Consider the following 21,846-nt stretch of genomic DNA (forward strand, 5'->3'; position numbering starts at 1 on the left):
GCGTCAGGCCGACGCCACGGCTCCCGCGTGCCGCACGGCCTGGGCGTACCGCTCCAGGAGGACGGCGACGAGTTCGGGGGCGGAGCCGAGGACGCCGGCCACGACGCCGGCCCCGGCCGCCAGGGCGTCGCGCTCCACCTTGTCGGCGAAGTGCCCCGGCGCCAGCAGGTACGGCGCCACGACCACCCTCGGGGCCCCGGCCCGCGTCAGCCGTACGACCTCCTCGGCGGGGATGGGAGCCGCGGCGGAGGCGTAGGCGGCGGTCACCGACCACCAGGGGCGCCGCCGCGCCCACGCGCGGGCCAGCCCGCCGATCACCGCGTTCGCCCGGCGGTCGCTCGACCCGGCGGAGACCAGCACCACCGCGGTCTCCGGGTCGCCGGGCTCCACGCCGGCCTCCACGAGACGCCGTTCGAGGGCGTCGACGAGCAGCGGGTGCGGGCCGAGGGTCTGACCGCAGGCGACCCGCAGCCGCGGCCGGCGCGCGCACGCCTCGCGCAGCGCGGCGGGGATGTCGACCCGGCTGTGGTACGCGGCGGTGAGCAGCAGGGGGAGGACGACGGCGTCGTCGAGGCCCGACAGCGCCTGGGGCAGGGCCGGAGCCGCGTGGTCGAGGTAGGCCGTGCGGACGTCCAGGCCGGGCCGCGCCCGCCGCACGTCGTCGAGCAGCGCCTCCACCGTCGCGGCGGCACGCGGGTCGCGGGACCCGTGCGCCACCGCGATGAGCGGCGGGCCGTCGTACGGATGGCGGTGCGTGATCAAGGTGGGTGGTCCTGGTCGGTCGTCGGTGTGGCGGGATCAGCGGCGGGTCACAGGTGGATGCCGCACTCGATCTTGCCGAGCCCCGCCCAGCGGCCGCTGCGGGCGTCCTCGCCCGGCGCCACCCGCCTGGTGCAGGGGGCGCAGCCGATGGAGGGGTAGTCGTCGTAGTGCAGCGGGTTGATCAGCACCCCGTTGTCCGCGATGTACTGGTCCACCTCGTCCTGGGTCCACCGCGCGATGGGGTTGATCTTCACCATCTGCCGCTTGGCGTCCCACTCCACGACCTTCGTCGTCGCCCGGGTGGGCGACTCGTCGCGGCGGATGCCCGAGACCCACGCGAGATACGGCTCAAGCGCCCGGTTCAACGGCTCCACCTTGCGCAGGTAGCAGCACAGGTCGGGGTTGCGCCCGTGCAGGCGCGGCCCGAGGTCGCGATCCTGCTCCTCCACCGTCCGGGACGGCTTCACGTTGATCACGTTGACCTGGTAGACCGCCTCGACCGCGTCCCTCGTGCCGATGGTCTCGGCGAAGTGGTAGCCGGTGTCGATGAACAGCACGTCGACGCCGGGCTTGACCCTGCTGACCAGGTCGATCAGCAACGCGTCGCTCATCGAGGAGGTGAGGCAGAGGCGGTCGCCGAACGTGGCCGCCGCCCAACGGATGATCTCCCGGGCCGGCGCGTCCTCAAGGAACTCGGCGGCCGACTCGACGATCGCCTGCAAATCGAGGGTCACCCGCTGGCGCTCCAGCCTGGCCTCTATCTCCACCACTGACATCGCTACTCCCCGCACCTGGTCAACTCATTCATCGGATCGTCGGATCGTCGGAGGAAAAGCCCTTGCCGTTCACGAACGCACACCCAGCCCGAGGAATTTCACCCGGAAGGCACGGGCACACGACCGGCAGTACCATCCGTGGCTCTCCTCCTCGGTGACGTACGGCTCCAGGTCCTCCTCGCCGCAGTACGGGCAGTAGAACGGCGCCGCCCGCTCTGTGCTCATTTGAGGTCGTTCTCGTCGGCGCGCTGGACCCACTCGCTGAACGTCTCGCCCTCGTTGCGCTGCTTGTCGAAGTTGCGCACGACCCGCTCCACGTAGTCGGGCAGCTCCTCCGCCGTGGCCTTGAGCCCGCGGACCTTGCGGCCGAAGGTCGGGTTGAGGCCCATCGACCCGCCCAGGTGGACCTGGAACCCCTCGACCTGCTCGCCCTTGTCGTTGACCACGAGCTGGCCCTTGAGGCCGATGTCGGCGACCTGGATGCGGGCGCAGGAGTTGGGGCAGCCGTTGACGTTGATCGTCAGCGGCTCGGCGAAGTCGGGCAGGCGCCGCTCCAGCTCGTCGATGAGCGTGGACGCGGTGGCCTTGGTCTCCACGATCGCGAGCTTGCAGTACTCGATGCCCGTGCAGGCCATCGTCTGGCGGCGGAACGTGGACGCGTTGACCTGGAGGCCGGCGGCCTCCAGCTCGCCGACGACCGAGTCCACCTGGTCCTCGGCGACGTCCAGGATGACCATCTTCTGCTCGACGGTGGTCCGCACCCGGGCGGAGCCGTGACGCTCGGCGATGTCGGCGATCCGGTGCAGCGTGTCGCCGTCCACCCGCCCCACCTTCGGGGCGAAGCCGACGTAGAACCTGCCGTCGCGCTGCGGGTGGACGCCGACGTGGTCGCGGCGGCCGCCGCGCGGCGCGTGCGGGGCGGGACCGTCCGGGAGGGCGTACTTCAGGTACTCCGTCTCCAGGACCTGGCGGAACTTCTCGGCGCCCCAGTCGTTCACGAGGAACTTGATCCTCGCCCGGTGACGCAGGCGGCGGTAGCCGTAGTCGCGGAAGATGCCGCAGACCCCGGCCCACACCTCGTGCACCTGCTCGGGCCGGACGAAGGCCCCCAGCCGCTTGGCGAACATCGGGTTGGTCGACAGCCCGCCGCCGACCCACACGTCGAAGCCCTGCTCGCCGCGCTCGTTCACGACGCCGACGAACGCCACGTCGTTGATCTCGTGGACCGTGCAGTGGGACGGGCAGCCGCTGATCGCCGTCTTGAACTTGCGCGGCAGGTTGGAGAACGCGGCGTCCCCGATGTACCGCTCGTCGATGTCGTGGATCTGCGGCGTGCCGTCGACGACCTCGCCGGCGTCGATCCCCGCCAGCGGGCAGCCGAGGATGACGCGGGGGGTGTCGCCGCAGGCCTCCATGGTCGACAGCCCCACGGCCTCCAGCCGCTCCCAGATGTCCGGGACCGACTCGATCTCGATCCAGTGGAGCTGGATGTTCTGCCGGTCGGTGATGTCGGCGGTGCCCCTGGCGTAGTCGTTGGAGATGTCGGCGATCGCCCGGAGCTGCTCCAGGCTCAGCTGGCCGCCGTCGATGCGGACGCGGAGCATGAAGTAGCGGTCGTCGAGCTCCTCCGGCTCCAGGATCGCGGTCTTGCCGCCGTCGATGCCGGGCTTGCGCTGCGTGTACAGGCCGTACCACCGCATGCGGCCCCGCAGGTCGGCGGGGTCGATCGAGTCGAAGCCGCGCTTGGAGTAGATGTCGATGATCCGCTGACGGACGTTGAGCCCGTCGTCGTTCTTCTTGTTCTCCTCGTTCTTGTTCAACGGCTCCCGGTAACCGAGAGCCCATTGGCCCTCGCCGCGCGGGCGCTTGTGGTGGCGGTTCGCCGGGCGGGCCGGGGTGCTCATGGGCACGTCCTTCTCCGAGGCTCGGTCGTCATGATCGGTCTGCGGAGGACGCGGGGCGCGGGCGCGGCCTGTCACCTCGTCGTCGAGAGTGAGGGGCATGAAAAAGACGCCTGGCCACGCGCCCTGTGGAACAGCGGAGGGCGACGGTCAGCCGGCGTCGGTACAGATCGCGCTACGGACACGCAGGAGATCGACGTGGCGTCGCACGACGAGCAACGGGTCCGCTGGCATGTCCTGAACAATACCTCGGAGATCCTGGATGTCCAAGTTCGTGTCCAAGATGCGGGACTGTAACACGGAACGAACACGGCGAGTGGCGGCTCAGCCCTGGCGGACCCAGTTCTCCGGCGGCTCGGCGTCCCCGGCGCCGGCGGGCCGCTGGTGCTGGCAGTCGCACCATGACCCGCCCCGGCACTCCTCGTGTCTGCGGTCCCGGCACGCTTCACAGATCATGACTCCATTGTCCCGCGCCGGTCACATCGGCGTGAGCCGTACGTCACGGGCAGATGACATGGGCGTGTCCACGTCAGCGGCCATTGTCGGGGGCCATCGCCGGCGGGACCGTGCTTCCCGGCCGGCGAACGCGGGCCATCCTCGCGGGAGGGCGCGACCGCCCCTATTGTTGGCGTCGGCATCCCGGGCGCGTGATCCGCCCGAGGTCCCGTAGTAACCGCCGCCGCAGCGGGTAGGGCTCCAGTTCTTATGACCGGTTGGGTGCAATGACCTCCACGGACGCGCCGAGACGCAGGCCGCGGCACATCTCGCGCCGAGGCATGGAGATGGCCCGCGCCCGCCTCACCTCGATCGGCGGCACCAGCGTCTGGGCGCTGGTGAAGTCGACGACGATGGCGGGGGTCAACTACCGCGTGACCGGGCTCGCCGGTGAGGCGGCGTTCTTCGCGCTCCTGTCGCTCCCGCCGTTCGTGCTCGGGCTCCTCGGCGTCATGGGCCACCTGAGCGGCATGCTCGGCAACGAGACGGTCGCCGAGATCAAGCAGTGGGTCATCGACCAGTCGGAGCTGCTGTTCACCGGCAACACGGTGGACAGGGTGGTCAGGCCGCTGTTGACCGACGTGCTGAGCGGCGGGCAGGTCTCACTGATCTCCGTCGGGTTCCTGCTGTCTCTGTGGTCTGGATCGCGCGCTTTATTCGTCTACGTGGATCTGATTTCCATCGCGTACGGCCTGGGGGAGACCAGGGGGATCATCCGCACCCGCGTCCTGTCCTTCGTGCTCTACCTGGCCGCGCTGCTGATCGGCCTGGTCGTGATGCCGATCCTGGTCGTCGGCCCCACCCTGCTGTCCAACGCGCTGCCCCGGTACGCCGTGCTCGTGGCCGTCTTCTACTGGCCGGTGGTGGTGCTCGGCTCGGTGCTGATGCTCACCCTGCTCTACCACGTCAGCGTGCCCAGACGTACGCGCTGGTGGCGCGAGGTGCCGGGGGCGGCGCTCGCCCTTGTCATCTGGATCCTCTGCGCGGCCGTCCTGCGTGAGGTGCTGGCGGCGTGGTTCACCCCTCTGTCGATCTACGGCTCGCTGGCGGCCCCGATCGCCGTCCTGCTCTGGCTCTACATCACCGCGCTGGCCGTCCTCATCGGGGCGACGCTCAACGCCGAGGTGGACCGCATGTGGCCGCTGAACGGCGCGGTGCGCCACCCCCGCGGGAACAAGGCGTCTTGATCCGCTTTTCCTGATATTTACCGGAACGGCAGCCGGTTCGGGAGGATGGACCGGTGACGCTGCCTTCCTCGCACGACGCCTCCGCGACCCAGCGGCGGATGATCGGTCCCTACGTTCCCGTCCGGCGTCTCGGCGAGGGCGGCATGGGGATCGTCTACCTCGCCCACGACGCCGCCGGCCGTCAGGTCGCGGTCAAGGTCATGCGCTCCGAGCTGGCCGCGCACGAGGAGTTCCGTGCCAGGTTCCGCAAGGAGGCGGAGGCCGCCAAGCGGGTGGCCCGGTTCTGCACCGCGCCCCTCCTCGACGCCGGGCTCGACGGTGACCGGCACTACCTGGTGACCGAGTACGTCGAAGGCCCCGACCTGTCGGCCGTGGTCGACGCGCAGGGGCCCCTGACCGGGTCGAACCTGGACGCCCTCTCGGTCGGCGTGGCCACGGCCCTGGCGGCGATCCACCGGGCGGGCGTCGTGCACCGCGACCTCAAGCCGTCCAACATCCTGCTCGCGCCCGTCGGGCCCAGGGTGATCGACTTCGGCATCGCCCAGCTCGCCGACACGCTCGGGGAGCAGACCGGCCTGATGATCGGCACGCCGAGCTACATGTCGCCCGAGCAGGCCGGCGGTGAGCCGGTCACCGCGGCGGCGGACGTGTTCGCGTGGGGCTGCGTGATCGCGTACGCGGGCACCGGCCGCCCGCCGTTCGGAGGCGGCGCGACGGCGGAGGTGCTGTACCGGGTGGTCAACCACGTGCCGCGGCTGGACGGGCTCGACGAGCGCCTCCGGCCGCTGGTCGAGCGGGCGCTGGACAAGGACCCGGCGCGCAGGCCCACCGCCCAGCAGCTCCTCGACCGGCTCCTCGGCCAGGAGAAGACCGACGTCGAGACCGCCACCCGGATCGTGGGCGACACCTGGACCGCGGCCCCGTCGGAGGCGACCAGGCGCGAGGACCCGCCGGTGGCCGCGGGCCGCCGCCGATGGCTTCCCGTGGCGGCCGCCGGGGCGTTCGTCGCCGTCGCCGCCGTGGTCCTGTTCGTCGTCCTCGGCAACAGGGGGTGGGGCGGCGGTTCGAAGCCCACCGGGCCGGTGGCGACCCGCGACGTCCAGTTCGACGGCATCCCGCTCAAGGGGACGGTCGACTCCGTACGGCGGAGGGGCACCTCGGTGAGAGTCGAGATCACGGTCAAGCTGATGGGGACCGAGGGGCAGTGGTGGCCACGTGACATGGTGGGGGAGCAGGGTTCGAAGGTGGCCCTCGTCGACCCGCCCAGTGGGACGAAGTACCTCCCAGCCAGCAAGGACGGCGTCTGCCTGTGCGCCGAGGTGCCGGCCAACTGGCTCAAACCCGGCGACTCGCTGTCCCTGTGGGCCACCTACGCGGACGTTCCCACGGAGTTGGAGACGGTCGACGTCGACCTCCCGGGGCTCGGACTGTTCTCGGACGTTCCCGTCTCCGATGAATGAGCGGGAATGCTCCGATAAAGTGGGGACGTCGCGACTGGCGCTGGCGTGCCCGAGGGGCGCGTCGCTAGGTGGGGCACCACCAGGGAGCGAATACGCGGAGGCCGTGCGCCTGGGTCGCCGCCCTCGTCGACGTGGACAAGGAAGGCGCCATGGCTGGAGACTCGCTCAACGCCGTCGATCCCGAGATCGCCGGGCTGATCCGGGCGGAGGAGCGGCGGCAGGCCGACACCGTCAAGCTGATCGCATCCGAGAACTACGTGTCCAGGGCCGTGCTGGAGGCGACGGGGACCGTCCTCACCAACAAGTACTCCGAGGGCTATCCCGGCAAGCGGTACTACGAGGGCCAGCAGGTCATCGACCAGATCGAGACGCTGGCCGTCGAGCGGGCCAAGGCGGTCTTCGGCGTGAACCACGCCAACGTCCAGCCGTACTCGGGCTCGCCCGCCAACCTCGCGATCTACATGGCGTTCCTCAGCCCGGGGGACACCGTGCTCGGCATGGGCCTGCCGTTCGGCGGTCACCTCACCCACGGCTGGTCGGTCTCGGCCACCGGTAAGTGGTTCAACGCGGTCCGGTACGGCGTGCGCAAGGAGACCGGCCGCATCGACATGGACGAGGTGCGCTCGCTGGCGCTTGAGCACCGGCCCAAGCTGATCTTCTGTGGCGGCACGGCGATCCCGCGCACCATCGACTTCCCGGCGTTCGCGGAGATCGCCCGTGAGGTCGGCGCGGTGCTCGCGGCCGACATCGCGCACATCGCGGGCCTGGTCGCCGGCGGCGCCCACCCGTCGCCGGTGGGCCACGCCGACGTGATCTCCACGACCACCCACAAGACCCTGCGCGGCCCGCGCGGCGCCATGCTCATGGCCACGGCCGACGAGCACGCGACGGCCCTCAACAAGGCCGTCTTCCCCGGCCTGCAGGGCGGCCCGCACAACCACACCACGGCCGCGATCGCCGTCGCGCTCCACGAGGCGGCCCGGCCGGACTTCAAGGCGTACGCCGCCCAGGTCGTGGAGAACGCCAAGGCGCTCGCCGAGGAGCTGACGGCCCGCGGCTTCGACCTGGTCTCCGGGGGCACGGACAACCACCTGATCCTGATGGACATCACGTCCAAGGGGGTCGGCGGCAAGCCGGCGGCCCAGGCGCTCGACCGGGCCGGCCTGGAGACCAACTACAACGCCGTGCCGTTCGACCCGCGCAAGCCGTTCGACCCCTCGGGCATCCGCATCGGCACCCCGTCGGTCACTTCGCGCGGCATGGGCGTGGCGGAGATGCGCCAGATCGGCGCGTGGATCGACGAGGTCGTCACGGCCGTCGCCGCGGGCGACGCCGAGGACGTGATCGCGCGCGTCCACGGGGAGGTCACCGAGCTGACCGGGAAGTTCCCGGCACCCGGCCTGTCCTGACGATCAGCCGACGTCCGCCGACGTCCCGGAGATGCCTTCCCGCGCCTCCGGGACGTCGCCGTTTAATGGGTTGCGCGGGGGGCCGGGCGGTGCGTTACTGTTCGGCCATGCCGCGTACGGCGGCAGTGAGCACAAGTAGTGAGCACAGGCCGGATCACAGGCCGGGAGCACAGGGAGGTGAGGACCATGCGGGTCTTTCTGACGACCATGCCGTCCGTCAACTCCCGGGTGCCCGCCTAGAGCTTCTCGCTGGGACACCCGGTTCCCGAAGGGTGTTCACAGCAGTGTCTTACGATCTTTCTCTTCTCGGCTGGCACGACGGTCTGGCGGCGCTGCTGCCCGAGGGCACCGTCCCGGCCCGGGTCGCCCGCGTCGACAGGGGCGCCGCCGAGGTGCTCGCCGCCGACGGGGAGCACCAGGTCCGGTACGGCGCCCGCGTCCGGCGTTCCGCCGCCGCCGACCCGGTCGCCCTGCCCTGCGTGGGGGACTGGGCCGCGCTCACCTGGCTCGACGAGGGCCGCTACGAGCTGGCGGAGGTCCTCCCGCGCGGGTCGGCCTTCGTCAGGGGCGGTGTCGGCCGCGTCTCCAGAGGCGGGCTGTCCGGCGACGGCCAGGGCCAGGTCCTCGCCGCCAACGTCGACGTCGTCTTCGTCGCCGAGCCGTCCATGCACTCCACCGACTTCGCCGATCTCGGCAGGATCGAGCGCCTCGTGGCGCTCGCCTGGGAGAGCGGCGGCACGCCGGTCGTGCTCATCACCAAGGCCGACCTGTTCGGCCCCGGCGGGGAGGACGGGCTGCGCGACCTGCTGGCCGACGTGGCCTCCGCCGCCCCCGGAGTGGACGTCCACGCGGTCTGCTCACCGACCGGCGAGGGGGTGGCCCTGGTCCGCTCCTACCTGGACGGCGCCAAGACCGCCGTCGTGCTGGGCCCGTCGGGCGCGGGGAAGTCCACGCTCGTCAACGCCCTCGCGGAGGGCGAGGTGATGGAGACCCAGCACATCAGGGCGGCCGACGGTCGCGGCAGGCACACCACCGTCCACCGGCAGCTCATCCCGCTGTCCGGGGGCGGGCTCGTCATCGACACCCCCGGCATCCGCCGGGTCGGCCTGTACGAGATGAGCGACGGCGTCGACATGGTCTTCTCCGACATCGAGGAGCTGGCGGGCAGCTGCCGGTTCTCCGACTGCCGTCACCAGGAGGAGCCGGGCTGCGCCGTACAGGCGGCGGTGGAGTCGGGCGAGCTGCCCGAACGCCGCCTGGCCAGCTGGAACAAGCTCCAGCGTGAGGCGGCGTGGATGGCGCGGCGCACCGACGCCCGGCTGCGCAGCGAGGAGACCCGCAAATGGAAGACCATTCACAAGCAGATGCGCGGCAGATCCCGCCCATGAGGATGCCGGACGGGATGACGGGTATGCCCGGCTTGTGAGCTCGATCCGGGTGCGGCTGCCGTTCACCGACCGCGCGGAGGCGGGGGCACTGCTCGCCGAGGTCCTCTCCGGCATGGGCCTGGAGGATCCGGTGGTGCTCGCGCTGCCGCGTGGCGGTGTGGCGGTGGCCGTGCCCGTCGCCGGGCGGCTGGGGGTGGCGCTCGACGTCCTGGTGACCAGGAAGATCGGGTATCCGGGCCAGCCGGAGCTCGGCGTGGGGGCGATCGCCGAGGGCGGCGAGCCCGTCTTCGACCTGCAGCTGCTCGGCAGGCTGACCATGGAGCCGCGCGACGTCGACTGGGTGGTGGAGCGGGAGCGCCGCGAGCTGGTCCGGCGGGTGAGGGCCTACCGGGGGGATCGGCCGCTGCCCGGGCTCGGCGGACGCGACGTGATCGTGGTGGACGACGGCCTCGCGACGGGGGGCACCGCCCGCGCGGCCGTCCGGGCGGTCCGGGCGCGGCAGGAGGGACGGGGCACCGTCACGCTGGCGGTCCCGGTGGCGGCCGCCGACACCGTGGCGCTGCTGCGGGAGGAGGCGGACCGCGTCGTCGTGCTCGCCACGCCGCGGGGGTTCCGCGCCGTGGGGCAGTGGTATGAGCGGTTCGACCAGCTCACCGACGACGACGTGCTCGCACTGCTGGCCGTGGCGGAGGCGGCGCAAATGAGCAGGCCCCGGGGGGAACCCGGGGCCGGCACAAGCGGTGGCTGACAGGTGGCTGACCCGCGGGTGTCCGCCTCTGGGGGATGCGGCACACCCCACGGGCCCGCCTGACGCGTGTCGGGGAAGGGGGAAGACGGCTCAGGCGACGGCGCTGATGCCGGCGCTCGCGGCGCGGCGCATGCGGCGACGGCGCTCGGAGGCGCGCTCGTCCTCGTTGAGCCCGCCCCAGGTGCCGTACTTCTCCGGACGGGACAGGGCGTAGTCAAGGCATTCCGCGCGAACAGGACACTGCGCGCAGATGGCCTTCGCCTTGCGCTCTCGGATGTCGCGCTCCGGCTGACGCTCTCCGTCAGGACCGAAGAACAGCACGAGGTCCTCTCCCCGGCACGCGGCATCATCCTGCCAACCCCAGCTGGGGCGCGGGCGGGCGAGCTGCCGACGTACCTGAGACATGAGAAACCACCTTTGGTGAGAGGTATTTCAGTGTTTATGCCGCATTGGACGCTTGTGGCGTCCCTTGTGCCAACGCCGGGACAAGCCGTGGTGTTCCCGGCTCCGGACGGAGCCCTCAGGTCAAAACCGGCGTGAGCTGCCTCAGTTCGGCCAACCTGTAGGTCGAGATCTCGTCGGCGCAGGCCGTACCGCACGGTGCTGTGAACACCGCGGGTTCGACCACCACCCGAAATCGCGACATCCCGCGGAGCGTCGTGCAGCGCACGACGCAGACCGTGGCGTCGCCTTCCGACCGGGAGGATTCCACGGCCACCCCGCCGACCGAGAGCTCGCCGGTGTGGGACCGGACGAAATGCTCGGCGGCTTGCAGTGGCTCAGGGATACCCGCGCGTCCCCGGTAACGGTCGAGAACGACCCCGCCGTGCCGGTACGCGTTTGCCGCCGCGATCGCAGCAGCCTGAGACATGCTGCCGTAGTAAAGCCCGTGTGGCAAGCATACGAGGTTGGCGGCGTATCGATCGCCGCCCACATGTGTGGTTTCCCACACTTCGCCGGGCAGGTTCTCACCAAGGAACCGCGCCAGCGGGAGCCCTGTGCGAGCACAGCACGCGTTGCGCTTGCCGTGGGTGCAGACCAGGAACACCGGCTCTTTCACCAGTATGCAGGACTCCGGAACCACTCCGCGCACGACCGAGTCCAGGTCAAGATCGTCCGCGTGGGTGACGGAGCCCTCCGCGAGCCACGGCTCGGCGCCCGTGGAGGAGCCGACGAAGACGTGCAGCGCGCCCTCGGACGCCCCGCGGCGGCCGGGACGGCGGATCAGCTGAGGCCGGATCCCGAGCGCCGTGGCCCGGTCGATCAGGGTGCGCGCCTCGGCGGGCACCCGGCATTCCTCGAGATGGGACGCCCAGGGTCCGGAGTGCTCGATGAGCAGCCAGAAACGGGCCTTGGTGGTCGCGCTGGCGAGGATCGGCGCCTCACCGGTGTGCAGCGAGCGGGGATGCTCGCAGCCGTTGGCCATCAAATCCCGCCTCTCCCACGCGGTACTAAGGTAAGACTAACCTTAGCGAACCGCGTCAAGCACCCCCCGGACCGGGTCCGCGGCCCGGGGGCCGAGGGACTCCGACGCTCCGCGGACGCGGAGCCGGCCGCGGTCAGGAGCCCGAGAGGGCGGCCTCGGCGGCGGGGAGCGCGGCGGCCCTGTCCTCTGGCACCAGGCCGATCCGGGTACGCCGGTCGAGGAGGTCCCCGGTGTCCAGCGCCCCCTCGTGGCGCACGCCCCAGACGAGCTCCGCGCGGGTGATCCCGGCGGCCACCGGCTCGGCGAGCGCCGGGTCCTGCACGGCGAGGTCGTGCACGGCCGCCGCCTCCGCGCCGTAGCGCTCCACCAGCCGGGACGGCACGTCCGCGCGCCGGGGGCCGGGCCGCGCGCCGACGAGCGGCAGCCGTGCCGTGCGGCTGGGGCCGGAGCGCGGGCAGGCCGCGTCGACCGCGTCCTGCGCCATCCGGCGGTAGGTGGTGAGCTTGCCGCCCACGACCGTCACGACCCCATCAGGTGACCGCAGCACCGCGTGGCGGCGGGACACGTCGGACGTGGGGCCTCCGCCGGGAGCGGCGAGCAGCGGGCGCAGCCCGGCGAACGCCCCCGCCACGTCGCCGCGCCCCAGCGGCCGGTCCAGCACCGAGCCGAGGACTCCGAGCAGGAAGCTCACGTCGCCCTCCGGGACCTCCGGCACGTCGGGGACCTCGCCTTCCAGCGGCTCGTCCGTGAGCCCCACGTAGACCCGCCCGCCGGGCTGGGGGAGCACGAGGGCGAAGCGGTTGCTCTCACCCGGGATCGGCACGTGCATCCCCACGCGCAGCGCGCCGAGCGCGCCGGGCCGCAGCACCAGGTGGGTGCCCCTGGAGGGGCGCAGCTCCACCGAGGGGACGAGCCCGCCCGCCCAGACGCCGGTCGCGTTGATCACGGCCCGGGCCCGGATGCCGAACTCGGCGCCGGTCAGCTCGTCGCGCACCTGGGCTCCGTCACCCGACAGCGACAGCGCCCGGCACCGGGTGAGGATCCTCGCGCCGTGGGCGGCGGCCGTACGGGCGACGGCCACGACGAGCCGGGCGTCGTCCACGACCCGCCCGTCCCACGACAGCAGGGCCCCGCGCAGGCCGTACGGGCTCAGCGGCGGGGCCAGCTCCAGCGCCCGCCAGGCGGGCACGCGGGACGGCCCGGGGAGCAGACGCCTGGGCGTGCCCACCGTGGCCCGCAGCGCGTCGCCGAGGCGGTAGCCGGCCATGAACGTCTCCGCCTGCGCGCGCGTCACCCCGGGCGTGAGGGGCAGCAGGTACGGCGCGGCCCGCACCAGGTGGGGAGCGGTGTGGCGGAGCATGACGCCCCGCTCGACCGCGCTCTCGCGGGCCACCCCTACCTGTCCCTTGGCGAGGTAGCGCAGGCCGCCGTGGATCAGCTTCGAGCTCCACCGGGAGGTGCCGAAGGCGAGGTCGTGCGCGTCGATCGCGGCGACTGACAGCCCCCTGGAGGCGGCGTCCAGCGCGGCTCCCGCGCCGGTGGCCCCGAGCCCGACGACGAGGACGTCGGCGACGGTCTCCCGGGTCTCGGCGAGCTCGGCGACGCGGCGGGAGGCGTTCAGGGAAGAATTCATGCCCTCTCCAGGGGTCGCGTATTACTCTTGGGTAACCTATCTGGAGGCGTGCACGTCGTGGAAACCCCGATGACCCCCGCTGAACCGATGCTCTGGTCGGGCTGGGGCGACCCCGCCAAGGCCGCCGAGCTGCCCGCACCGGTGCGCCGGCTGCTCGGCGAGGCCCTCGGGGTGCGGGAGCCCGCCGTCCCGGCCGCCACGTTCGGCGAGGTGCGGCTGAACGCCTCCACGCTGCCGCCTGGCGTGCTGACGCTCCTGGCCGCCGTCGTCGGCGCCGATCACGTCCGGTCCGACGACGACGCGCGGATCCGCCACACCCGCGGCAAGTCGACGCCGGACCTGCTGCTCATGCGGGCCGGTGACGGGTCGGACGCGCCGGACGCCGTCGTGCTTCCCGGCTCCCACCAGCAGGTCGTGGAGGTGCTCGGGGTCTGCGCGGCGCACCGCGTGGCCGTCGTGCCGTTCGGCGGCGGGACGTCGGTGGTCGGCGGGCTCGTCGCGTCCCGCCGGGGCTTCGCGGGCGTCGTGGCGCTGGACCTGGCCCGGCTGAACCGGCTCGTCTCCGCCGATCCGGTCTCCATGATCGCCGAGATGGAGCCGGGCCTGCGGGCGCCGCAGGCCGAGCAGCTCCTTGCCGGCCACGGCCTGACGCTCGGCCACTTCCCGCAGTCCTACGAGTACGCCACGCTCGGCGGGTTCGCCGCCGCCAGGTCGAGCGGCCAGGCGTCCGCCGGGTACGGCCGCTTCGACGACATGGTGGCCGGCATGACCGTCGCCACCCCCCGCGGCACGCTGGACCTGGGGCGCGCGCCCAGGTCCGCCGCCGGGCCCGACCTGCGCCAGGTGATCCTCGGGTCGGAGGGCGCCTTCGGCGTGATCACCTCGCTGCGGCTGCGGGTCCACCGGGCGCCGTCGCTGCGGGTCTACGAGGGGTGGCGGTTCGGGGGGTTCGCCGCGGGGACGGCCGCCATGCGCCGCCTCGCGCAGGAGGAGGCCGGGCCGACCGTCCTCCGGCTGTCGGACGAGACGGAGACCATGATCGGCCTGGCCAAGCCGGCTGAGCTCGGCGCCTCCTCCGAGTCCGGCTGCCTGATGGTCGCGGGCTACGAGGGCGAGCCGGGCGACGTGGCGTACCGCCGGGAGCGCGCCGCCAAGGCGCTGGCCGAGGCGGGCGGCGTCTGCCTCGGCCCCGAGCCTGGGGAGGCGTGGGCCCGCGGCCGCTACTCGGCGCCCTACCTGCGCGACTCGCTGCTCGCCGCCGGGGCGACCGTGGAGACCCTGGAGACCGCCTGCTTCTGGTCCGGGCTGCCGCGCCTGTACGACGCCGTACGGCTCGCGCTCACCGGGTCCCTCGGCTCGCCACTGGTGATGTGCCACGTCTCCCACGTGTACGCCACCGGGGCCTCGCTGTACTTCACGGTGGTGACGGCCCAGGCCCCCGACCCGCTGGGCCAGTGGGCGGCGGCCAAGCGGGCGGCCTCGGAGGCGATCCTCCGGGCCGGGGGCACGATCTCCCACCACCACGGCGTCGGCAGGGACCACCGGGAGGCGTACGCGGTGGAGATCGGCGACCTGGGCGGCGAGATCCTGCGGGGGATCAAGGAACGGCTCGACCCGGAGGGGATACTCAACCCGGGTGTGCTGATCCCGTGAAAACGTCAAGATTGGACCATGACCGAAGTGGGCGCGGCCGCCGCGCGGGGCAAGCAGGTCTCCTCACGGGTCTCCGAGTCGGGGGCCGGGTGGGACTGTCAGGAGATCGGCACGTTCGAGCGGCTCCGGCCCAATCGCGACTCGTTCAGCTGGCTGAGGCCGCGGACGCTGTGGCGGTCGCGCAACGAGATCCTCGCCCAGCTCTTCGGCGACCCCTCGCCTGAGGTCCGCCGCCGGTGGGTGGCGGCGCAGCGGGAGAACGGGGCCGATCCGGACCTGCGGATCCGGACCGGCCTGGACGGGGACTTCTCGTTCCTCGTCCTGGGGGACACGGGGGAGGGCGACGCCTCCCAGTACGCGGTGATCCCCGGCCTGCTCAAGCTCGGCGCGGGCACGTCGTTCGCGGTGATCGCCAGCGACGTGATCTACCCGACGGGCTCGGGCAACGAGTACGGCGACAAGTTCTTCCGTCCCTACAAGGACTACCCGGCGCCGATCTACGCCGTCCCGGGCAACCACGACTGGTACGACGGGCTCGGCGGGTTCATGCGGGTCTTCTGCGACGCCCGGACGCCCAAGGCGGAGCGGCAGGGGTTCCGGCTGTCGCCCGGCGGGCTGCGCGGGCTGCTGTGGAAGAAGCCGGAGGCCGTCGACGAGGCGGCGCTGGAGCGGGCGCGCGGCCTCCGGCCGCTCCCGGAGCAGCAGGCAACGCTGCCCGCGCCGTACTGGGTGCTCGACACGGGAAAGCTGCTGCTCGTGGGCATCGACACGGGGATCAAGGGGACGCTCGACCGCGAGCAGGGGGAGTGGCTGCGCCGCGTCTCGGCCGACCCCCGGCCCAAGATCCTGATCACCGGCAAGCCGATCTACGTGCGCGACGAGTACCACCCGTGTGCGATCGAGGGCGGCGGGACCGTCGACGAGATCGTCCGCGACCCGGCGGCCAACTACGTCGCCGCCATCGGGGGCGACGTGCACAACTACCAGCGCTTCCCTGTGCGGGTGGACGGCCGGCTGATCCAGTACGTCGTGTCCGGCGGGGGTGGCGCGTTCATGCACGCCACCCACACGATTCCCCGGGTCGAGGTGGGCGGCGTCCACGAGGACGAGTTCCGCTGCTACCCGCTGCGCGGCGACTCGCTGTCCTTCTACAGCCTGCTCTACAGCAGGTGGCTGCGGATGCGGTGGCTGTACATCACCCCGGAGGAGGGGCTGGAGCTGATGTCGCGGCGGATCGGCAACACGCCGCCGCGGCCCACCCCGGGCGCGCCGGTCGGCGCGCGGGTGAAGTGGGCCGCCCGGGTGCTCGGCGGCTGGCCGATGCCGTTCCACCTGCCGGTGGGCCGGACCTTCCACCGGTGGATCTCCGAGCTGTCCGACTGGGACACCCCGCCGTTCTTCAAGAGCTTCCTGCACCTGTCGGTGACCGGCGACCTGCTGAAGATCCGCTGCTTCGCCGCCACCGGGTGTCTCGCGCACGAGGTCGACCCCCCGCTGGAGGACGAGGTGGAGATTCCCCTCGGCGGGTGAAGTGTCGGTGCCGCCTGGCACGCTGGAGGCGTGCACGTAGTGGTGGCGGCCGGGCCGGACGGGGACGGGACGATCCTCCGCCTCCGGCCCGGGCCGCGCCCGGAGCCGCCCGTCCGGGTCCCCGACCTCGCGGCGGCGGTCCGCGAGCTGGAGGCCGCCCGCCCGCCCGGCCCTGTCACCGGCCCTGTCACCGGCCCTGTCGTCGGCGCTGTCACCGGCGCCGTCGCAGGACCGGCGCCGGGGCCCGTGGCGGATGCCGGAGCGGTGACGGACACCGCGGCCACCGGGGCCGCCGCGGACGCGGGGCCGCCGCGCTGGGTGTGGGCCGACGCCCGGCGGGTCTATCCCGCGCTCCTGTCCCGGGGCGTACGGCTGTCGCGCTGCCACGACGTCGCGCTGACAGAGGGGCTGCTGCTGGCCGCCGAGGGGCGCTACGGCGAGCCCAGGCAGGCTGAGGCGGCCTATGCGCGCTCGCACGGCCTCCCGGTGCCCGAGGACGCCGAGGAGCGTCCTGACGGCGATCAGGGCCGCGGGACGCAGGCGACCCTGTTCGAGCCCGTACGGGAGGGGCCGGGCGTGGCGGAGACCGACATGGTCGCCGACGTGTTCGCCGGCCAGCTCCGCCGGATCGCCCGCACCCCCGACCCGGGCCGGTTCCGGCTGCTCGTGGCGGCGGAGTCGGCCGGCGCGCTGATCGCGGCGGAGATGGGCCACGACGGCATGCCGTGGCGGGAGGACGCACACGACGCGCTGCTGACCGAAATGCTGGGGCCCCGCCCGGTGCACGGCATGCGGCCCGCCAAGCTCCAGGCGCTGGCCGACGAGATAAGCGCCGCCCTGGGGCGGCAGGTCAACCCCGACTCCCCGCAGCAGATCGTCAAGGCGTTCAAGAGCCTCGGCGTCGACATCCCGTCCACTCGCTCGCGCGTGCTCCAGACCGTCGAGCACCCGGCGGTGGCGCCGCTGCTCGCCTACAAGGAGCTGGCCCGCCTCTACAGCTTCCACGGCTGGACCTGGGCCGCCCAGTGGGTCAGGGGCGGCCGGTTCCGCCCGGAGTACGTCGTGGGCGGGGTGGTCAGCGGCCGGTGGGCCACCAACGGCGGGGGAGCTCTGCAGATCCCCAAGGTCATGCGCCAGGTGGTGGTGGCCGACGACGGGTGGACGCTCGTCGTCGCCGACGCCGCGCAGCTGGAGCCCCGCGTGCTGGCCGCGATGTCCGGCGACGACGGCCTCGCGCGGGCCGCGGGGGAGATCGACCTCTACGCGGCGCTGGCCCAGGCGTTCGGAGGCGTGCGCGAGGCCGCCAAAATCGCCATGCTGTCCGCCATGTACGGCGGGACCAGCGGCGACGCCCCCAAGCTGCTCGCCGTCATGCGGCAGCGCTTCCCGAAGGCGTACGCCTTCGTGGAGGACGCGGCCCGGGCGGGCGAGGAGGGCCGGCTGGTGAGGTCGTGGCTCGGCCGCACCTGCCCGCCCGCGTCCGAGCGCTGGCGCAGGCTCGTCGCCGGCCCCGAGGGCACGCGGGCGGCCCGCGACCGCGGCAGGTTCACGCGGAACTTCGTCGTGCAGGCCACGGCGGCGGAGTGGGCGCTGACGCTGCTGGCGGTGCTGCGCGGCCTTCTGCCGGAGCCCGCCCGGCTGGTGTTCTTCCAGCACGACGAGGTCATCGTGCACTGCCCTCTGGATCTGGCGGCCGAGGTGGGGGCGGCGGTCGGCCGCGCGGCGCGGGAGGCCACCCGGCTGCTGTTCGGGCCGACCCTCGTGCGCTTCCCGATGCAGGCGGTCACCGCCACCCGGTACGCCGACGCGAAGTGAGACCGGCGGCGGGATCAGGGGGGCTCGGAGCGAGGGCTCAGGCGGGGGTGAACGTGCTCCACAGGGCCTGCCGTACGGGCTCGGCGGCCTCGTTCCAGTCGTAGTCGGGCGAGGTGAACGTGACCGCGTAGGCCTGACCGCCGGCCTCCAGGTAGCGGGTGATCGCGTGGATCGTCACCTGCTGGGAGTTCGTGTAGGTGTACTCCCAGTCGGCCGCCGGCCACCGGTAGCTCGCCTCGCGCAGCTGGATCTGCGTGTAGTCCGGATAGTCCCTGATGTTCAGGCTCTGCTCGGCCGTCCGCAGCGCCGACAGGCTGCCGTCCGCGATCTTGGTGACCTTGATCCTCTGCCCGCTGTCCCTGGGGCCCGAGAAGACGGCGGCCCCGTCCTGCGCCGTGGCCGTCCACTCCTTGGGCACGGCCACCGACACGTCGCCCTCGGTGCGGGTCGTGTAGCCCTTGGGGGCCTCGGCGGCGGCGAGGGGCTGCTGGGCGGCCGTTCCCGGTGCGCGGGGCGCGGTGCTCGCCTGGGCCTGCCCGGCGGCCGTGGGACGCTCGCCCTCTTCCGAGCCGTTCGGCAGCAGCACGAGCAGCACTGTGACGACCACGCCGATGACCGCGACGCCCGCGACACCGAGGAGGATCTTGGACCGGATGTCCCGCTCGTCCTCGGCGTCCGCCCGGTTCCCGCGCCTGCGCGGGGACGGTGAGGCCGAGTGCGACCCGCTCGCGCCGTGCGATCGGCCGCCGGGCGTCCGCCCGCCGTGGGAGCGGGCCCGGGAGCCGGCGCCGCCGGAGATCGCGTCGGACCACTCCCCGCTCGGCCACTCCCCGCTCACCCCGCCGTCGGCGGGGCCGGCGCCGAGGCCGCCGGGAAGGTCCTGCGGCGCCGGAGTGGGCCACATGCCCTCCTTGAGCCGCTCGGGCGCGTGGGAGGACCCGGAGGGGGAGGAGAACGCGTCGAACGCCGCCATGGCCTGCGGCCCCGACATCGAGGCCGGGCCGGACAGCGGATGCGCCCCCGAGGCGCCGCTCTGGGCCGCCTGCGGATCGGGGCCGGTGCCGTCGTCCGGCATGAACGGCACCCGCACCGGCCCGGAGGGCGTCTCGATGATGCGCGAGGGCAGCGGACCCGAGGGGATGTCCAGAGGCGGCAGCAGCCCCGCCGGTGTGGAGTTCTGCGGGGTCGGCATCGAGGCGGGCTTGGCGGCGCGGCCGCGCGGGCCGGCGCCCAGGCCCTGCAGGACCCGCTCCAGCATGTCGGCGACCTGCGCGGCGGGAAGCCTGTCCGCGGGGTTCTTGCGGAGCAGGCCCTCGATCACCGGCAGCAGGGCGCCCGCCCGCTGCGGCCGGTTCGGCTCCTGCGTGAGCACAGCGCCGAGCACGGCCACCGCGTCGGGCCCCTCGTACGGCGGCCGCCCCTCGACGGCCGCGTACAGCGTCGCGCCGAACGACCAAAGGTCGGCGGCGTGCGTGATGGGGCGGCCCTGCAGGCGCTCCGGCGGGATGTAGGCGGGGGAGCCCATCAGCAGCCCGGTCTGGGTGATCGCGACGTCGCCCTCTATCGCGGCGATGCCGAAGTCGGTGAGCACCACCCGGTCGGCGGTGAGCAGCACGTTGCCGGGCTTGACGTCCCGGTGGAAGATCCCCGCGGCGTGCGCGTGGCGCAGCGCGTCGAGCACGCGGACGCCGATCTCGGCGGCCTGGACGACAGGCAGCGGCCCGCTCTGCCGTACGGCCTGCTCCAGCGACCAGGCGCGGACGAGTTCCATGACGATCCACGGCTGCCCGTCCTCCTCGACGACGTCGTGGACGGTGACGATGCCGGGGTGGCTGAGCCTGGCCGCCGACCTGGCCTCACGGAGCATCCTGCGGTGGGCCGTCTGGGCTCCGGCGTGGTCCAGGCCGAACGGCAGGATCAGCTCCTTGACCGCGACGTCGCGGTCGAGCAGCACGTCGTGAGCGTGCCAGACCATCCCCATGCCCCCGCGCCCCACCGGCGACAGCAGCCGGTAGCGCCGCCCGATGAGACGTCCCTGCCCCTCGGGGGCCGCCCCGGACGGGACGCCGCCCCTGGGCCCCTGACCCTCTGGCATAGGGGGGACCATACCGAGCAGGCGATCGGTCGTCATAGAAAGGTCCCCAATTCACGCCAGATCCGCAAGATCCCCCGAACGGACCGTGCGAATTCCACAAGATTCTGAGGTTGGCAACCGATATTAGGGTCAAATCGCGGTCAATGGGAATTCAAGCGGCGGCCAAGGCGGTAAGCGCGGCGGTGAACGCCTCCACGGGAGGGTTCACCAGGCCCGCCCCCACCTGGCCGGTTCCGGCCACCCGGCCGGCGATGCCGGTGTTGACGACGGGCAGCAGCCCGGTCCTGGCGACGAGCGCCACGTCGATGCCCACCGGCGTCCCCCGGAAGCCCAGCCCGGGGATCTGGTAAGCGGGGTGCTCGGCCATCGTGATCTCGTACATCGAGGTGGTGGCGGCCACCGCGTCGGACACGTCGCCCCCCACGAACCGCACGATGGCGGGGGCCGCCGCCATGGCGAACCCGCCCAGGCCTGAGGTCTCGGTGATGGTCGAGTCGCCGATGTCGGGGTTGGCGTCGTCCGGCCCGTACCCGCCGAGGTAGAGCCCGTCGGGCACGCCGGCGGGGCCGGTGAACCACCGGTCGCCGAGCCCGGACACCTGAATTCCGAAATCGGTTCCGTTGCGGGCCATCGCCACGACGAGGCTCGACCCCGGCACGCCCCGCGCCGCGTCCGCGCTGACTTTCGCCGCCGCCATTCCTGCGTTGAGGAAGAAATGATCATTGCCGTTCACGAAGCGCAGCACCTCGGCCGCCCGGCCCGGCGCGGCCTCCACGACGGCGGCGGCGATCTCGCGCAGCAGCAGGGAGGTCGCCGCCCGGTTGCGGTTGTGGAGCTCGTCGCCCATCTGCAGAGCCTGGGCGATCAGGGACCGCAGGTCGATCGGGCCGGTGACCTCCAGGGTGGCCGCGAGGACCGGGCCGAGCACCTCGCCCATCCAGCGCAGGCGGTCGACGACCTCGGGGCCGTACGAGCCGTACCGCAGGACCTTGCCGAGCCCCTCGTTCAGCGAGCAGTACGCGGTGCCGCCGTGCTCGGCGTCCAGGACCTCCAGCATCCACATCGAGGAGCTGACGACCCCCGCCATCGGGCCCACCGTGCGGTGGTGGTGGCAGGAGTCGAGCGCGACGCCCTCGCCGGAGGCGAGCCTGCCCTCCGCCTCCTCCGGCGTGGCGGCCAGGCCCTCGAACAGCATCGCGCCGATGAGCGCCCCGCGCATCGGGCCGGAGGCCCGCTCCCAGGTGATCGGCGGGCCGGCGTGGAAGAACGTGCCGGGCTCCAGGCCGAGCACCTCGCGGGCCGGCCGTACGCCGACGAGCTGCGGGCGGGCCGACAGCAGCCGTCCGACGGCGGTGGCGTTGGCCTGCTCCCGCCGGGGGTCGGCGAGCACCCGGGCGAGGGCTTCGGAGGTGCCGGGCAGCGGCGGCCGCCAGTCCACCCGGGTCTGGGGCACGGCCTGGCGGTCCAGCGCCTCTTCGAGCACCGAGGCGCCCACGGTGATCACGCGCGGCTCGCCGTACAGCATGGAGAGAGTCATCTGGCTCCGTTCGAGGTCGCTCCCGGCGTTG

At 72.9% G+C, this 21,846-nt stretch carries 19 protein-coding genes; 8 read left to right on the forward strand and 11 right to left on the reverse strand.

Going from position 1 to position 21,846, the window contains the following annotated elements; genetic code table 11:
* Positions 1–3: 3 nt before the first annotated feature.
* The 6 genes from AB0B72_RS17445 to AB0B72_RS17470 form a co-directional block, all read right to left on the reverse strand.
* Positions 4–762 carry a sirohydrochlorin chelatase gene (locus tag AB0B72_RS17445; RefSeq protein WP_367739812.1) on the reverse strand — a complete coding sequence of 253 codons (759 nt, stop codon included), beginning with the start codon at positions 760–762 and terminating at the stop codon, positions 4–6.
* A 47-nt stretch (positions 763–809) separates the two neighbouring features.
* Positions 810–1,538: a phosphoadenylyl-sulfate reductase gene (locus tag AB0B72_RS17450; RefSeq protein WP_367739813.1), complete on the reverse strand. Its 729-nt coding sequence runs from the start codon at positions 1,536–1,538 to the stop codon at positions 810–812.
* Between the two features lie 69 nt (positions 1,539–1,607).
* On the reverse strand, positions 1,608–1,763 hold the full coding sequence (locus tag AB0B72_RS17455) for an Insertion element protein (RefSeq protein WP_142563833.1): 156 nt from the start codon (positions 1,761–1,763) through the stop codon (positions 1,608–1,610).
* Entirely contained in the window at positions 1,760–3,442 is a 1,683-nt protein-coding gene (locus tag AB0B72_RS17460; RefSeq protein ID WP_367739814.1) for a nitrite/sulfite reductase, read from the reverse strand. The genes AB0B72_RS17455 and AB0B72_RS17460 overlap by 4 nt, the downstream gene beginning before the upstream one ends.
* Before the next feature lie 147 nt (positions 3,443–3,589).
* Positions 3,590–3,673, reverse strand: coding sequence for a putative leader peptide (locus AB0B72_RS17465; protein WP_367739870.1), 84 nt, complete (start codon positions 3,671–3,673; stop codon positions 3,590–3,592).
* A 90-nt stretch (positions 3,674–3,763) separates the two neighbouring features.
* Positions 3,764–3,895, reverse strand: a complete 132-nt coding sequence (locus AB0B72_RS17470; protein ID WP_367739815.1) for a hypothetical protein — start codon at positions 3,893–3,895, stop codon at positions 3,764–3,766.
* Between the two features lie 326 nt (positions 3,896–4,221).
* Here AB0B72_RS17470 and AB0B72_RS17475 point away from each other — a divergent pair, with 326 nt between their 5' ends.
* The 5 genes from AB0B72_RS17475 (at position 4,222) to AB0B72_RS17495 (ending at position 10,126) form a co-directional block, all read left to right on the forward strand.
* Positions 4,222–5,121 (forward strand): YihY/virulence factor BrkB family protein, encoded by a 900-nt coding sequence (locus tag AB0B72_RS17475; RefSeq protein ID WP_367739816.1) that lies wholly within the window; start codon positions 4,222–4,224, stop codon positions 5,119–5,121.
* Positions 5,122–5,174: 53 nt separating this feature from the next.
* Complete coding sequence (locus AB0B72_RS17480) at positions 5,175–6,581, forward strand: serine/threonine-protein kinase (protein WP_367739817.1); 1,407 nt, start codon at positions 5,175–5,177, stop codon at positions 6,579–6,581.
* 149 nt (positions 6,582–6,730) lie between these two features.
* On the forward strand, positions 6,731–7,990 hold the full coding sequence (gene glyA / locus AB0B72_RS17485) for a serine hydroxymethyltransferase (protein ID WP_367739818.1): 1,260 nt from the start codon (positions 6,731–6,733) through the stop codon (positions 7,988–7,990).
* Between the two features lie 284 nt (positions 7,991–8,274).
* Positions 8,275–9,378 (forward strand): ribosome small subunit-dependent GTPase A, encoded by a 1,104-nt coding sequence (gene rsgA, locus AB0B72_RS17490; RefSeq protein ID WP_367739819.1) that lies wholly within the window; start codon positions 8,275–8,277, stop codon positions 9,376–9,378.
* Between the two features lie 34 nt (positions 9,379–9,412).
* Positions 9,413–10,126, forward strand: coding sequence for a phosphoribosyltransferase (locus AB0B72_RS17495; protein ID WP_367739820.1), 714 nt, complete (start codon positions 9,413–9,415; stop codon positions 10,124–10,126).
* A 90-nt stretch (positions 10,127–10,216) separates the two neighbouring features.
* On the opposite strand, the gene AB0B72_RS17500 is transcribed toward AB0B72_RS17495, so the two are convergent.
* From AB0B72_RS17500 to AB0B72_RS17510, 3 genes are all read right to left on the reverse strand, one after another.
* On the reverse strand, positions 10,217–10,531 hold the full coding sequence (locus AB0B72_RS17500; RefSeq protein ID WP_076434697.1) for a WhiB family transcriptional regulator: 315 nt from the start codon (positions 10,529–10,531) through the stop codon (positions 10,217–10,219).
* Between the two features lie 115 nt (positions 10,532–10,646).
* Positions 10,647–11,552, reverse strand: a complete 906-nt coding sequence (locus AB0B72_RS17505; RefSeq protein WP_367739821.1) for a sucrase ferredoxin — start codon at positions 11,550–11,552, stop codon at positions 10,647–10,649.
* A 133-nt stretch (positions 11,553–11,685) separates the two neighbouring features.
* Entirely contained in the window at positions 11,686–13,185 is a 1,500-nt protein-coding gene (locus tag AB0B72_RS17510; protein WP_367739822.1) for a glycerol-3-phosphate dehydrogenase/oxidase, read from the reverse strand.
* An 87-nt stretch (positions 13,186–13,272) separates the two neighbouring features.
* Here AB0B72_RS17510 and AB0B72_RS17515 point away from each other — a divergent pair, with 87 nt between their 5' ends.
* From AB0B72_RS17515 to AB0B72_RS17525, 3 genes are all read left to right on the forward strand, one after another.
* Positions 13,273–14,838 (forward strand): FAD-binding oxidoreductase, encoded by a 1,566-nt coding sequence (locus AB0B72_RS17515; protein ID WP_367739871.1) that lies wholly within the window; start codon positions 13,273–13,275, stop codon positions 14,836–14,838.
* Between the two features lie 18 nt (positions 14,839–14,856).
* Entirely contained in the window at positions 14,857–16,368 is a 1,512-nt protein-coding gene (locus tag AB0B72_RS17520) for a metallophosphoesterase (protein WP_367739823.1), read from the forward strand.
* 264 nt (positions 16,369–16,632) lie between these two features.
* Complete coding sequence (locus AB0B72_RS17525; RefSeq protein WP_367739872.1) at positions 16,633–18,183, forward strand: bifunctional 3'-5' exonuclease/DNA polymerase; 1,551 nt, start codon at positions 16,633–16,635, stop codon at positions 18,181–18,183.
* Positions 18,184–18,220: 37 nt separating this feature from the next.
* Here AB0B72_RS17525 and AB0B72_RS17530 read toward each other — a convergent pair whose 3' ends face one another.
* Together AB0B72_RS17530 and AB0B72_RS17535 are read right to left on the reverse strand one after the other, a co-directional pair.
* A complete protein-coding gene (locus tag AB0B72_RS17530) occupies positions 18,221–20,278 on the reverse strand; it encodes a protein kinase (protein WP_367739824.1) in 2,058 nt (685 codons plus the stop codon).
* A 151-nt stretch (positions 20,279–20,429) separates the two neighbouring features.
* Positions 20,430–21,815, reverse strand: coding sequence for a DUF1116 domain-containing protein (locus AB0B72_RS17535; RefSeq protein WP_367739825.1), 1,386 nt, complete (start codon positions 21,813–21,815; stop codon positions 20,430–20,432).
* Positions 21,816–21,846 lie beyond the last annotated feature (31 nt).

The organism is Microbispora sp. NPDC049125 (assembly GCF_040802045.1).
Classification (GTDB): domain Bacteria; phylum Actinomycetota; class Actinomycetes; order Streptosporangiales; family Streptosporangiaceae; genus Microbispora.

Bases quoted from the DNA above. Each gene is read 5' to 3' on its own strand.
- AB0B72_RS17500 (WP_076434697.1), bottom strand. From the start codon at position 10,531: ATGTCTCAGGTACGTCGGCAGCTCGCCCGCCCGCGCCCCAGCTGGGGT.
- AB0B72_RS17520 (WP_367739823.1), top strand. From the start codon at position 14,857: ATGACCGAAGTGGGCGCGGCCGCCGCGCGGGGCAAGCAGGTCTCCTCA.
- AB0B72_RS17455 (WP_142563833.1), bottom strand. From the start codon at position 1,763: ATGAGCACAGAGCGGGCGGCGCCGTTCTACTGCCCGTACTGCGGCGAG.
- AB0B72_RS17475 (WP_367739816.1), top strand. From the start codon at position 4,222: ATGGCCCGCGCCCGCCTCACCTCGATCGGCGGCACCAGCGTCTGGGCG.
- AB0B72_RS17465 (WP_367739870.1), bottom strand. From the start codon at position 3,673: ATGCCAGCGGACCCGTTGCTCGTCGTGCGACGCCACGTCGATCTCCTG.
- AB0B72_RS17460 (WP_367739814.1), bottom strand. From the start codon at position 3,442: ATGAGCACCCCGGCCCGCCCGGCGAACCGCCACCACAAGCGCCCGCGC.
- AB0B72_RS17505 (WP_367739821.1), bottom strand. From the start codon at position 11,552: ATGGCCAACGGCTGCGAGCATCCCCGCTCGCTGCACACCGGTGAGGCG.
- AB0B72_RS17470 (WP_367739815.1), bottom strand. From the start codon at position 3,895: ATGATCTGTGAAGCGTGCCGGGACCGCAGACACGAGGAGTGCCGGGGC.
- glyA (WP_367739818.1), top strand. From the start codon at position 6,731: ATGGCTGGAGACTCGCTCAACGCCGTCGATCCCGAGATCGCCGGGCTG.
- AB0B72_RS17450 (WP_367739813.1), bottom strand. From the start codon at position 1,538: ATGTCAGTGGTGGAGATAGAGGCCAGGCTGGAGCGCCAGCGGGTGACC.
- AB0B72_RS17515 (WP_367739871.1), top strand. From the start codon at position 13,273: ATGCTCTGGTCGGGCTGGGGCGACCCCGCCAAGGCCGCCGAGCTGCCC.
- AB0B72_RS17535 (WP_367739825.1), bottom strand. From the start codon at position 21,815: ATGACTCTCTCCATGCTGTACGGCGAGCCGCGCGTGATCACCGTGGGC.
- AB0B72_RS17510 (WP_367739822.1), bottom strand. From the start codon at position 13,185: ATGAATTCTTCCCTGAACGCCTCCCGCCGCGTCGCCGAGCTCGCCGAG.
- AB0B72_RS17530 (WP_367739824.1), bottom strand. From the start codon at position 20,278: ATGCCAGAGGGTCAGGGGCCCAGGGGCGGCGTCCCGTCCGGGGCGGCC.